Genomic DNA, 12,410 nt, shown 5'->3' on the forward strand with positions numbered 1-12,410 from the left:
TCAGCGGTTGACGTTGACGATGACGTCGACGAAGTGGACGGCGCCGGCCAACTTGACGGCTACCTGAATTACCGGGGCCTTGCGGGCCTCGCGGTCTGCCTGGGATTGCGAGGACACAGGCGACGCATAGACGTAGTAGCCGGTGCTGAGGTACTGCCCGGTCTTCAGCGCGCCGAACTCCGGACCGTTCCATTGACCGGGCGCCACCAGGCCGTTCGCGACGGCTTGGTCCAGGCGCTGGCAGATCGTGGTGACGATCCGGTTGATGCCCTGGTCGGTCTGCGGAATCTTGGTGGTGCTGGTGTAGAGCAGGTTGAAGACGGCGGTCTGCAGGTCATCCTGCAGCCAGTCGAGGCCGTGCACCTCGTCGAAGAAGTACCCGTTGGCCATCACGCCTTCCTGGATGATGGCGGTGTCGTTGCTGTAGTTGACGAAGACGTTGCAGTTCTTCGACTTCAGCGCGGCGGCCTGGGTCTCGTTCAGGCCCTCGGCGGTAACGCCGGGCTCCTGCTTGAACTTCAGGGTGATGGTCGTGTTGTTGCCCTGGAAGTTCACCGAGAACGCACGGCCGAAGATCGAGGCCGCGGCATACGGGCTGCTGCTGGAGAACTGATCGAAGGTGCGCTTGTAGTTCGCCGCCTTGAGCTTCGCCACGATGTCGGTGGTGCTGGTGCCATCCAGAGCCAGCGGGTTCTGGGTGGTGTAGCCGAAGATGCGCGACTGGCCGGTGCCCTCGATGAAGGATGCTACGGACAGCACATCGCTCTCGCTGAGGGTGGAATCGGCGACCATCAGGCCGTACCAGGCGTTGGACATGCCGGCGATGTCTGCAACGGCGTCGACCAAGGACTCGGCGGCAACGCCATTGACCGGCGCCGAGGCCACGCCGGTGACCAGGCCGAGCAGCGCGGAGATGTCGGTGCCAGAGGTAGGCGCCTCGGCATAGGTGATGGTCGAGGTCGCGCCGGTCGTGCTGCTGGTGATCTCGAAGCGATCGAAGGACGCGTTCCAGACGCAGACGCCCGAGGCACCCAACTTGGCGGTCACCGCCGAAGCCACGCCGTTCAGGTTGGTCACCGCCGACAGGTCGATCGCGGTAAGCGACTTGAGGGTCCCATCGATGGTGATCTTCATGCCGCCGGCGGTGACTGCGGTGAAGTTCGCCAGCGCCTGCTGAGCCTCCGACAGTGCTCCGCCTTTCAGCAGCGCTGACGTGGCGGTCTTGGCCCAGCGGCCCACGAACAGCGCTTCCGGTTGCGGTGACTGGCTGTAGTAGAGGTTCGCAGCCAGGTATTCGGGAGCGGTAGTGCCGAAGTCGGACACGACGCCATCCAGGTTCGAGTACTGCCGGATGCGTTCGGTGACGTCGATCACCGGCGAAGAGCCCAGGATCAGCAGCGCGCCGAAGTCTCGGGTGGCAGCCGCCGTGGGAGACATGACGATCTGGACGCTCACCACGTCCGAAACGGCGAGAGTTTGCATTGAGTTCTCCGATGGAGTCAGCCGGTGATGACGGGGGTATCAGCGGACAGGATGTTGAGCACCGGGTAGGTGCGTTCGATCTTCCGGCGCAGCCGGATGCGCAGGTCGTAGCGACGGACCCACTGTTGGTTGAGCAAGTCGGGTGCGGCGATCAGGTCGCCGGCCTCAACGAATGCCAGGTTCTGCGCGCGCAGGGCCTCGCTGTTCTGCGGGACGTACATGCCATCGCTCAGCATCTGGCCGTATGCCTGGGAATTGGGCCCATAGAAGGTGGCCAACAGGATCACGTCCTGGTGGCGCTGGTACTGATCGGCACCGTCTCCGGCGCTGTCGTGCTCGATCGCAGGGTTGGCGTCCTGCTTGGTGTGCATCACGCCGATAGCGCACCAGTCGACGCTGGGCTCCGGCTGCTTCGGGTTCCCCGGCTGCCAGCGCGGACGGACCATCTTGCCTGGGAGCCCTGTGATGCCGGCGACCATCGGTTGCAGGATGTCCTCCAGTGCCTCATCTGCGGGCGTAGGGGTGCCCGCCGGCGTCAGGTACCCGCCGGTTGCTGAGGTGTTTGCCATGGGTTATCCCGCCAGGGGTAGGAGATCGCAGGAGGCGGCCACGAAGCCGCGGCCGAAGTGGCTATAGTCGTTGACGTTGGCGACGGTGTAGTCGCGTCCCTGCCAGGTGACGACGTCGGAGATGCTGTCCTCGCCACTGCCGGCGGTGAGCCGGAACATCGTGTGGATGGTGATGGAGCCCTTCTTGCGCTCGCCGCCTGCGATCCGCTCCAGGATGTCGCCCTTGTCGCTGGTGACCACGCCAGAGAATGGCGTTGAGGTCACGACATTTGTCGCGCGGCCGTTGTCGCCGATCGTCTGGGTGGAGCGTTTACAAACCAGCCCCGTGTCCATGAAATCCGGATCGAGCAGGATTTCAGTGACGTCGAGCTGGGCCATTGAGCTATTCCTTCTTGCGGATGACGTAGGTGAGCGAGTTACGCAACTGACCGGTGTTGATCAGCGGCCGGATTCCGGCCTCTGCCTGGGCCTGCTCTGGCGTGGCGCCATTGGCAATCAGCTCCAGGTACTTCTTCTCGGCTGCGCGCATCGACTTCGTGCTGCGGCTTTTCCGCCGATTGCGGACGGTTGCAGGCGCAAGTGGTTCGAATTCGCCGGTGGTGATCTTGTTGCGCGCGCCAGATGAGGCAATCAGGCCGGCGGCGTTCAGCTCCGCCTGCACCTTGGTGTTGTCGCCATTCATGGCCGCGCTGGCCGCCTTCTGCAGGTGGCTCGTGATGCTCTCCTGGGTGTCTTCCACTCCAGGGATGAGAAATGGTCGCGCCGGGATGTTCTGCGCCGGCGACCCGTTTTCGTGAACGTAGCCCAACTGGGCGTTGTTCATGGGGCTCGGCTCTTCATCGCTGCGCTCTGCCTGGTTGGCTGGGATGCCGACCAAGACTTCCTGTCCGACAAGGCGCTGGATAGCAGCCAGCACTTCGCCGACGTTGTCCTTCGTCACCTTCATCGTCACAGCTGGATTCCTCCAGAGCCGATCATGCGGGCGAGCTGCAGGAACTGGATGCCGTAGGTGGTTAGGTTGAAGAAGCCGCCGTCCTCGAGGGCCGCTGCGCCGCTGTCGTAGCCGGCGCTGACCTTGTCGACTGCCTTGTTGGTCAGAGGCCCCTTCACCTGCCCGGGCGCACCGCCAACCGCGGCCGTAGCCTGGTTGCCGGCGGCAAGCGCCAGGTTGTGAGCCGCGAACAACTCCATGCCGATGTCCAGGTAATCGCACCAGCGGTCAGCTGGAAGCGTCTTGCTGGCCAAGTCCAGCCAGAGATTCACCGCATAGTCGGGGTATTTCGCGACATCGGCGAACTCGGGGAAGTCCTGGCGGAACTTGGCAGCATCCATGGATCAGCTCTCGGCGGGGGCTTCGGTCGCCGGCGCGGCCGGGGTTTCAGGTTCAGCAGCAGGTTCCGTCTCCGGAGCATGCTGTTCAGCGGTAGAAGCAGCCTGCAGAGCCTTGGCCTGCTTGGCAGTCAGGGTCTCACTGTGCGCCTGCACAAACCAGTGCTTCGCCAGCTCGTCCTCGATCTCCTGCAGGCCTGCCTCGAACTCCTTGACGCCATCAGCGAGGTTCAGCTTGAACCCTTTCAGAACATTCAACCATGCCATGGTGCGTGCTCCTCAGATGCCGTCGCGGTAGCCGATGGTTTCCGGGTAGACCACTTCTACCACGCCAAGGCGGCCGTAGTAGGTGGTGATCTGGCGGATACCGCGGTACTCGAGCGGGGTGCGTTGCAGCGGTACCAGCGGGAAGCGGACGCGGTCCTGCTCGTTGGTGTACGCCATCATGCGGTTGGTGTTGCTGGTGCCGCGATTGGTCAGCCACTTCAGCGGCTGGATGTTCAGCGGCCGGCCGTTGATGGAGTTCGACAGGCTGTTGACGCGCAGGAACTCCAGCACCGAGATGTTGCCGGCATCGGAGACGATGCGGCTCACCAGGCGGCTGTAGTTGACCGGGTCGAGGCGCAGCTCGCCAGGGCAGATGGCGAAGCCCGAGGCGGCCCACACGCTGTTCAGCAGGTCGTTCACGTCGGCCAGGATTTGCGCCGGAGTGGCGGTTGCCCAGTTGCCGGTAACGGCGTTGCTGACGTTGACCACGGAAGCGTTGTTCACCAGGCCGGTCTCGCCGAGGTCGGTGTCGCCGATGTAGACCTGCTCGTCGATGTCCATGTTGTACTTCAGCTGCATGCCGGAGTACTTCTGGGAGTCGACCGGGCGGCCCAGCTGCTGGGCGGAAGCCAGTTCCGGGAGGGTCCAGGACAGCTCCATGCCCCAGAGCGGCAGCGGCTTGGCGGTCTTGCCGATGTCCAGCGCCAGGCTGGCGATCGCGCTGGAGTCCTTGCCGATCCAGGCCTTGCCGTTGGGGCTGGTACCGCCCACAGCGGCGAAGGTGCTGTTGGTGAAGCTGGACAGCTCGTCGGCGATGGAAACGTCCTCGCGCAACATGATGTCGCGCGACCAGGTCACGGACGCCAGCGGGCCGTGCAGGGTCTGGTCCAGTCGCTCCAGTTCGCCGATCAGGAACACGCCGGTCGAGTCGATGGTGGCCGCATCGAAAGTCATCAGGCCATCGCGGGTGGCAGCGCGTTTGATAGCGCGCGGCAGGATCAGGTTGCTCATCGAGCTATCTCCGTCAGATGTTGTAGGCGATTTCGACGTTGCCGGAGGCATCCGCCGGGCCCATGAAGGTGGCGGTGGTGATCGCCACGGTGTTGGTCGAGTCGGCCGCGGCCTCGATGCCACCGATCGGCTTGCCGGCCGCAGCGGCGGCGACGCGAACGTAGACCTGACCGTCTTTCGCGGCGGTGCCGGCGTTCAGCTTCACGGTCATGTAACCGCGGCGCAGAACATCGGCGATGCCCTTGGTGGGCGGAGTAGAGGTGCCGAGCGGGTCGGAACCGGAGCCGCCGGTGATCGGATAGGGACGAACCAGCAGGCCGTACTCGGCTCCGGCAACGTCGCCCGAGCCGAACGGCACGAACTTCTCGCTGGCGATCTTGCCGAACAGGCCGAAGCCGGCGAACGGCAGCGACGGGTTCAGGAATACCGGCTCGATGGTGGATTGGCTGGCACGGGTGACATCACCCGGAATGCCCGCCGGCATGCGGTACAGGAATGCGTTGCTCATCGGGTGGTCCTCAGTTGTTGCCCTGGCCTTGCCAGTGCTTGCGGTTTGCGGCGTTGATCTCGGCGATCGAGGTGGTCCTGCCGAAGTCACGGGTAGCGGAGGCGCTGCGCAGGCCCTTGTCGTTGTTGCGGACCTTGGCCAGCTCGCTCGCGCCATTGAAGGCGGCGCCCACCTGGTCGGCGGTGAGCTTGTCCAGGGCGCGGCCGAACAGGAACGGCTCGACCACGGCCCTGCCGGCGTCAGTAGCCATGGCCTTGGTCAGCGCCTGGCGCTGGCAACTGCAGATGTGGTCGGCGACCTTCACCTTGCTGTCGCGGGTTCCGAAGGTGATGCCCGGCACGAGGATTTCCGCGCGGGAGCGCAGATCGGTCAGCACGGCGCTGTCGCCGGTGTAGGTTTCGCCACCGGCTTCGGGGTTTTCCTTGGCCTTCTCGGCTTCGAGGACGTCGTCGGTGGTCTCTTCGGACTCCTCTTCATCCTCGTCGTTGGTCTGCTCTTCAAGCTGGGCTTCCATGTCGCCAACACGGCCGGAGAGCGCGCGCACTTCCTTGAGGATGGCGTCGAGGGTCGCGGAGTCGCCGGTCTTGGCCTTCTCTTTGCCCTCTTCCTCCTCTTCCTCGTCGGCGGTTTCGGCTTCCTGGGCCAGCTCTTCGGCTGCCTCGGCGTCCTTGGACATGAAGGCCGCGCGCAGGCGATCGGCGAAGCTGCGTTTCTTGGTCTTGCTCATGGTGTCGGAGTCTCCGATTGCGCAGCGCGGGCCACAACGGCCACGCGGTACAAGGGCTGTGTGGTTACCCACGATATTGGTCTGACGCCCTCGACCGGGGGCCAGCTGTTCGTAGTCCGCGTCGTAGCCGCAGGACACTTGCCGCAAGCCACCGCGTACTTCTGCGATAGCCGCTGCATCCGTGATGAGCAGGTCCGCCAGCATCAGGTCCGACTCAATGTCGGTACCGCGCCGAACGTTCTGGACGATGCCAACACTGAGTTGCCGCCAGTTCGAGGGGGTCACGAAGTCGTCGGGGTGCGAGAGCGTGACCGGCTTCCCCTCGAAGCTGGCCATCGTCTCGGGCCGGAACACCTCGTCGGCGTTGCGCTCAATGGTCACCAGGCCGCCCGGTCCGCCCTCGACGGGGATTTCGCTCTCGTCGTAGATCAGCGTGCCAGTGCGGGCGATGGGAACCGCCTCGCAAAGCAGAAACCCTTCCGGCGTCATCCGCTGGCGAGCACTCAGGGTCTCGGGCGTGAACCAGCGGCCGGCATCGTCTTGCGTCCTTACCTGCATGGCGTGCACTCACAAAAAAGCCGCCAGGTGGCGGCTGTCATTCGGGGATTACGGGCTCCGGCCAACACCTGCAGTTCGGCAGGCATCCGGCGTGGCCGGTGAGCTTGTCCAGGTTCGGCGGCGTGGACCAGGGCACGAACTTCCCTTCCATGTCCTTGTGCGAGCTGCGCACCGTGCCGTCGTGGGCGGTGCGCCAGATGTAGCCCTCGCTACCGGTCGCCTTGGCCCGAGCCTCAGTTAGCGTCGCGGCGGTGCGCGACACCTCGGTGCGGGCGATCAGCTGCGCGCGGCTCGTGGCCACCTCTCCGGAGCGCTGAATCTCCTTGGCGATCTCGTTCGCCCTGGTGGCGTCCTCGATCCCCTGCACGGTCAGCTCGTGCACTCGCTTGGCGGCGTCGAGCGGGATGCTCTTGATCAGCGTGACCTGTTCGGCGAGAAGCCCGCGCATGGTGGCTCCGGTGTCAGCATTGAGAATCTCGTCCCGCAGCGCCTTGGCCATCTCCTCGGTGCGCGCAGCCCAGGCCTTGCGATCCTGCTGGTTCACGTCGGCGATCATCCGGCCGCCCGTGGCGATGGCCCAGTCGTTCAGCGTGTCCGCGTACCGGCGCAGGATCTGGCTGATGGTCGGATCGGCGGCGGGATCACCCGGCGGGAAGCCATTGATGATCGCGCCGACCTGCCGGGCCACCTGAGTCAGGCTGCGCTGGTACTCACGCTCCGCCCGGCTGGCCCTGACCGGGTTCCGGTTTTTCTTCCGGTCGATCGTTCGCATCGGGAGGGTCCAGGTCTTCGGCACCAGGTGGCGGGTCGTTCTCCGCCTCCTTGATGTCCTCGTCGGTGATGTTCGACCAGAGGCCGGTGGTCTGGCTGGACTGGCGCATTTCCTTCAGCGCTGTCGCTCGGCTGATGATCCCCGCGTCGTAGGCCTCGACGATCGACGAGGTGTCCTTGCTGCCGATGTCAGCCTTCTCTGTGTCGGTGAGCTGCCAGAGCGGGCGGAACTGGAAATCCCAGCCGTCAGGCATTGGCTTGCCGAGCACCGACAGCGAGATCACCTGCAGCAGCGTGGTGACGCCCGGGCGAAGGTCTCGGTCCTGCCAGGCCGCCACGTTGTCGTAGTAGGTGCGGAGGTCGCTGTCGCCCGAGCTGTTCAGGCCGCCAGGGGACTGGCCGAAAAGGCGAACCAGCGGAATCTGCAGCGCGCCGGATATCTGCTCGCCGAAGCTGAGCATCAGCTCGGCCAGGCCGGAGAAGCTGTACTGGTGCGCCTCGAACTCGTCCGACGCATCCATGAGGGTGAGCCCCTCATTCGACTGGTACAGACGGATCATCTCCATCTGCTTGACGAAGGCCTCGAAGGTCTTGCCACCCATCGCGATGATCTCGCGGAGCTTCTCGACCTTGTAGGTGCGCAGGTGCGCCTTGTAAACGAGCTGCGCGGCGCCCGAGCTGGTGCTGTCGAATGCGATCAGGCGATCCCACAGCCGCTCCAGCACTGACTGGCCCCAGCCGTTCTCGGCGATGCGCTGCCAGTACGGGAGCTGCACGCCTTCCAGGCGGATCACGCGACTGTAGTGGATGCGCTGATTGATCAGCGCCTGGGCGTCTGCCACGACGGTGTAGAACTTCGGCTTGCCCAGGTTTGGGCCAAACTCAGTGACCAGGTTCTCCAGCGATGGCTGCACCAGCCAGCGATCGAGCACCAGCAGGCCCTTGAACTGGCCTTTGCTGATGGTATCCAGCCTCAACGGGGTGCTGACATCCTGGCCGTCGATCAGCATCACGGCGATCGAGCCACCGTAGAGGCGCGACCACTTCACGTTGTCACACAGCTGGTTCCAGACCTGCTGGCGCTCCAGTGCCTGGTTCAGCTTGTCCTTGTCCTCTGGCTCCATGTCCGACACCAGCTCAATGCCGGATCTGGTCATGTCCTGCGCCACCAGGTCGACCGCCATACCGGCGATCCAGCTGGAGCGGTAGACCGCCTCCATCTGCACGCGGTTGCGGCTGACCAGGTCGAAGGTGTAGTGAGCGGCGGCGTTCTGGTTGTTGGCCTGTAAGCCCACGCGCGCGGCGAAGTTCTCGAAGCTGTCGCGGGTGATGAACGACTTGCGCGCCCGGTCGGTGTCGTGGGTCACCCTGGCTGCCAGGCGCTGCTGTTGCCGTGCGTTCTTCTTGCTCATCAGCCTGCCAGCCTGTTCCAGATGTCCAATGCTCGGGTTGCCGGCTGGTAGCAGATCATCACTGCGTCAGCGAGGTTCGGCGATTTCGTGCCCTCGGGGGCCTTGTCGATCACGATCTTGCCCACCTGGTTGATCGTGTAGGTCGGCTGGGAGAGCTCCATCGTCAGCGGCGCCAGCTCCGACAGGTCCGGATCGATACTGATGATGTCGTCGGGGTCGAAGTCCATGCCCTCGACCACGGCTCGATAGGTCGCCTGGAACCGCATGCGGAGCGCCCACCAGGCCTGGGCCTTGGCGTTCGCGAAGAAGTCCTTGTTCTTCCGCTCCTTCACCATCTCGCCCTCTGGGTCGAAGACGGGGCCGGAGCCGCGGAAGGGCGAGTCGTCGATGCGGCGCTTGCCTTCCTCGTGCCGGGCTTCGTTGATCACCCTGGCATCGCCGCGCACGCCGGCGCCAAGGCCGTCGGCGTCGTAGTCGAAGCCCTCGTAGTCCCGCGCCTCGCAGATAGCGAAGCCACGAACCACCGAGCCGTAGATGTCCCCGCCCTTGCCGGACCACGATTCGAGGAAGTCCAGCAGGAACCCGTGGCGTCCAGCGAAGGCGTTCTTGTCCGCGCCCTCGTCCGCGACGTCCATGGCGCCCCGACGCATGCCGGTCGGCTCTACGCCGAGCTTGATGTGGGCGCCGATAGCTGCCTGTACCCAGGCGGAAGGGATCACGACACCCTCGACAGACGCCGAGTAGTTGATGTCGATCTCCTGGGCCACGACGACGGGGTCCAGGTCGTTCACCTGCTTGGCGTACCAGGCCTCGTCCTTGCGCGGGTCATCCCGCCAGTGGAACGTGAAGACCTTGATCTTGCCGCTGTGCCGGCGCTGGGCGAAGGAGTTGCCCATGCCGTTCGGCGTGGAGATGTCCTGCCGGCAGTTGGTGGTGGCCGACAGCGATGCGTCGACGAGCTGCGGGCGTTCAAGGAATGCCGACTCGTCCACGATGTAGAAGCTTGAGCGGTCGCCCCGGCCGATGCCGTCGCCGGACTCGCCGGTGATTACCGAGTCGGTACCCGGGAACATGATGCGCATGTGAGGGGCGTGCTTGCCGGCTTCCCAGCCCCCGCGGAACTCCGTCGGCAGCAGGCGCATGAACTCGCGCGCCTTCCAGAACAGGCTCTTGGGTGAGCCGATCTTGTCGACGTATTCCTCTTTGCGGGAGCCGAAGCCGACCACCACGCCGTGGTGAAACAGGCAAACCGTATCGGCCAGGCCGACGGTGAGCCAGGACATGCCCATGTCACGGGTCTTCTCGGTGATCCCTGGCTCCTGCGCCTTCCAGCGCGCCATGAACCATTCGACCCACTCCTCCTGCTTGGGGAACAGCAGGAAGGGGATCATCGCCGGCAGCCCGCGCTCGACGTTGCGCGGATCGAAGGTCATGCCCCAGTCGATGATGAACTGGGCTGGGTTGTCCCGATAGAACAGCTTCAGCGCCGGCAATACGCTGGGGTCGCGCCGAATCCGCAGCAGACGCTCCGCCCTCCACTCGAACACCTCGACGTAGTCCGGCTGGCGGAAGTCGAAGGGGAACGGGATAGGCATCAGGAACTCATCAGCTGCTGGTAGATCTTCGCGGCCTCCTGCGGATCGGTGACCGTGGTCACTGTTTGGATGGGGCCGCCGCCCTTGCCGCTTACCGCCACGTTATCCGTGAACATGCCGAAGTGCCGGCCCAGCAGTTCCAGGTTCTTCACCTTGTCCGGCCACTTGATCTTCTTCAGCAGACCGACCATTTCGCGGTCGTCGCCGCGGCCCTCGAACATCTCAGCCAGGTCGAAGCCGCTCAGGTACTGGCGCCAGACCTTGGGCCACTGGCTGACGGGCTTCAGCTGCATCTCGTCCGACATGATGTCCAGAACGTCCATCTGGTCGATCTCGACCATCCGGCGCAGCACGTAGTCCGCGTCGATCTCGGTACGGCTTGCACGCGCTTGCATCGCCTCCTGGATAGCGGCAGCGATTTCAGGCTTGCGCAAGTTCTGCGAGCCAATCTCGGAGGCGCGCCGCTCGCTGTACCCTGCGCGGATCGCTGCTTGCGTCGCGTTGAGGTCGACGAGGTACTCCTCGACGAAGCGGCGCTGCTTGTTGGTGAGCGCCATGGGGAATCTCTCTTATCGGTGCTGGTGGCGCCGGTCGACGCCATCCCATCGCCAGTCCTGCCGGAATATCTGCTTCCGGCGCGACCAGGCGTAGGTGACGACGCCCAGGTGAAGCACCACAGCCCAAGGGCTGCCCCAGTAGCCTTTTGCCAGCTCCAGCAGCAAGCCGAACGCCCCGATGGCGACCAGGTAGAACGACAGGCTCAGGATTGGATGCTCGAACAGGTGGACCGAGCGCAGGAACTCCAGCGCGGCCAGTACCACCAGAATGCACAGCACGGCGTCCAAGCCCATGAGGATCGAGTTCATCATGGTCAGGCACCTCGGGGCGTCAGGAAGCGCTCCGCAAAGGCTTTCATGCCGGGAATCACGTTCATGGCCAGCAGGCCGATGGTGAACGCGACGCCGGCGAGGAAGGAGTCATCCAGGGGGATGACGTAGGTCCGGGAGAGCCAGCCAGCGACAGGCTGGGTCCAGTAGGTCGAGCACCCGAGGCCAGTGAAAACCGCCAGGGCGGCCTGCAGACGGGTCAGGTCCTTCAGAAAGCCGAGCGAGAGGATGGAGCCCCAGAACCCGGCGATGGTCACGCTGTACTTGGCAAACAGCGCGCCAATACCGATGGAGGTCGTGGGTTCCATCTGGTCCTCCGGCTGAAAACAAAAAACCCGGCGCGATGGCCGGGTTTCGATGATTGTTTCGTGCGGGGTGTAGTTGTGCACGATGGCGAAACAGTATCGGATTGCTCTTCAAATCGTCAAGCAACCTGTTTCAGACGCTCCTTCTGGCTCCAGTAGGCCGCCACCCGGTCGTGGTAGCGCTGGTGCACGTCCGGTTGCTCGTAAACGTCGTCGGCCCACTCGGCACGATAAGCGTCGCCGTAGCGCTTCATCCGTGCAGCCCAGGCCGCCAGCTGCTGATTGGACATCCCGCGCAGGCGCTCGGCCAGGCGCTCCTGCAACTGGTCGCGGCGCTGGGCATACAGCTCGGCGCGCTGCTCGGCGACAACGTCGCGATCCTCCTGCAACCAGCGCCAGCCCGGCCCCTTGCGCCAGCCCTGTTCATTCGCCACCACGTCGGCGACAGGCTTCAGCGCCTGGGCATCGAGCCGGTCGACGTGCCGCGCCAGCCGCTCCCAGGTGGCTGCATAGTCGCGCGACCAGTTGCAGGGGTCGACCCGGCAGCCGAGCCGCTCCTCGATGAACAGGCAGACCTCACCCGGCGCCAGCGTGTCACGGCCATTCACGGCCCGCTTGTGGGAGTTGATCGCCGCCAGTGCCATCCAGTAGGCGCGCTCGCCCTGGCGCTGCGTGAGCTGGCCAAGGCCAGCGCCGATCCACACCAGGCCGTGAGCGATCGCCACGTCGTCGCCAGTGGCCAACGGCGAGTACAACGTGTGCCCGAAGTGCTGCAGAGGCTTCGCCAGCGTGCGGATGGCTGCCTGCACCAAGCCTGCGGCCAGCATGTGGGCGCTCTTGCCGTTGGTGTCCTTACGGTCGGGGTGAGTCTCGTTGGCCACCCGGCCCTTCTTGCCCAACGCTGCCTTGTCGGCCGCCACCGCCAGCACTGAGCTCCGGCTCTCGTAGAACGCGTCGTGCCACGCCTGCCGTGCGCTGATGAGTTTCAT

Annotated in this window: 16 protein-coding genes; all 16 read right to left on the reverse strand. The window is 64.7% G+C overall.

Annotated features, from left to right (window positions below; all coding sequences use genetic code 11):
* The gene (locus tag P3W75_RS28880) at positions 1 to 1,482 is read right to left on the reverse strand and encodes a DUF3383 domain-containing protein (RefSeq protein ID WP_276230747.1); all 1,482 of its coding nucleotides are present in this window, start codon (positions 1,480 to 1,482) and stop codon (positions 1 to 3) included.
* A gap of 17 nt (positions 1,483 to 1,499) precedes the next feature.
* On the reverse strand, positions 1,500 to 2,051 hold the full coding sequence (locus tag P3W75_RS28885; protein ID WP_276230748.1) for a phage neck terminator protein: 552 nt from the start codon (positions 2,049 to 2,051) through the stop codon (positions 1,500 to 1,502).
* A gap of 3 nt (positions 2,052 to 2,054) precedes the next feature.
* A complete protein-coding gene (locus P3W75_RS28890; protein WP_276230749.1) occupies positions 2,055 to 2,429 on the reverse strand; it encodes a hypothetical protein in 375 nt (124 codons plus the stop codon).
* A 4-nt stretch (positions 2,430 to 2,433) separates the two neighbouring features.
* A complete protein-coding gene (locus P3W75_RS28895) occupies positions 2,434 to 3,003 on the reverse strand; it encodes a hypothetical protein (RefSeq protein WP_276230750.1) in 570 nt (189 codons plus the stop codon).
* The gene (locus tag P3W75_RS28900; protein ID WP_276230751.1) at positions 3,000 to 3,383 is read right to left on the reverse strand and encodes a DUF4054 domain-containing protein; all 384 of its coding nucleotides are present in this window, start codon (positions 3,381 to 3,383) and stop codon (positions 3,000 to 3,002) included. Before P3W75_RS28900 ends, P3W75_RS28895 begins: the two co-directional genes overlap by 4 nt.
* A gap of 3 nt (positions 3,384 to 3,386) precedes the next feature.
* Positions 3,387 to 3,647: an STY1053 family phage-associated protein gene (locus tag P3W75_RS28905; protein WP_276230752.1), complete on the reverse strand. Its 261-nt coding sequence runs from the start codon at positions 3,645 to 3,647 to the stop codon at positions 3,387 to 3,389.
* Positions 3,648 to 3,659: 12 nt separating this feature from the next.
* Entirely contained in the window at positions 3,660 to 4,658 is a 999-nt protein-coding gene (locus tag P3W75_RS28910) for a DUF2184 domain-containing protein (RefSeq protein ID WP_276230753.1), read from the reverse strand.
* Between the two features lie 13 nt (positions 4,659 to 4,671).
* Complete coding sequence (locus tag P3W75_RS28915; protein ID WP_276230754.1) at positions 4,672 to 5,166, reverse strand: structural cement protein Gp24; 495 nt, start codon at positions 5,164 to 5,166, stop codon at positions 4,672 to 4,674.
* 10 nt (positions 5,167 to 5,176) lie between these two features.
* Positions 5,177 to 6,451, reverse strand: coding sequence for a DUF2213 domain-containing protein (locus tag P3W75_RS28920; protein WP_276230785.1), 1,275 nt, complete (start codon positions 6,449 to 6,451; stop codon positions 5,177 to 5,179).
* A gap of 37 nt (positions 6,452 to 6,488) precedes the next feature.
* Positions 6,489 to 7,223, reverse strand: coding sequence for a phage minor head protein (locus tag P3W75_RS28925; protein ID WP_276230755.1), 735 nt, complete (start codon positions 7,221 to 7,223; stop codon positions 6,489 to 6,491).
* Complete coding sequence (locus tag P3W75_RS28930; protein ID WP_276230756.1) at positions 7,162 to 8,634, reverse strand: DUF1073 domain-containing protein; 1,473 nt, start codon at positions 8,632 to 8,634, stop codon at positions 7,162 to 7,164. Before P3W75_RS28930 ends, P3W75_RS28925 begins: the two co-directional genes overlap by 62 nt.
* A complete protein-coding gene (locus tag P3W75_RS28935; RefSeq protein WP_276230757.1) occupies positions 8,634 to 10,229 on the reverse strand; it encodes a hypothetical protein in 1,596 nt (531 codons plus the stop codon). Before P3W75_RS28935 ends, P3W75_RS28930 begins: the two co-directional genes overlap by 1 nt.
* Positions 10,229 to 10,786, reverse strand: coding sequence for a terminase small subunit (locus P3W75_RS28940; RefSeq protein WP_276230758.1), 558 nt, complete (start codon positions 10,784 to 10,786; stop codon positions 10,229 to 10,231). Before P3W75_RS28940 ends, P3W75_RS28935 begins: the two co-directional genes overlap by 1 nt.
* A gap of 12 nt (positions 10,787 to 10,798) precedes the next feature.
* Positions 10,799 to 11,098: a hypothetical protein gene (locus P3W75_RS28945; protein ID WP_276230759.1), complete on the reverse strand. Its 300-nt coding sequence runs from the start codon at positions 11,096 to 11,098 to the stop codon at positions 10,799 to 10,801.
* Positions 11,099 to 11,100: 2 nt separating this feature from the next.
* Entirely contained in the window at positions 11,101 to 11,424 is a 324-nt protein-coding gene (locus tag P3W75_RS28950; RefSeq protein WP_276230760.1) for a peptidase M48, Ste24p, read from the reverse strand.
* Positions 11,425 to 11,540: 116 nt separating this feature from the next.
* Positions 11,541 to 12,410, reverse strand: coding sequence for a hypothetical protein (locus P3W75_RS28955; protein ID WP_276230761.1), 870 nt, complete (start codon positions 12,408 to 12,410; stop codon positions 11,541 to 11,543).

Source organism: Pseudomonas citronellolis, from assembly GCF_029335315.1.
Taxonomy (GTDB): Bacteria; Pseudomonadota; Gammaproteobacteria; order Pseudomonadales; family Pseudomonadaceae; genus Pseudomonas; species Pseudomonas citronellolis_A.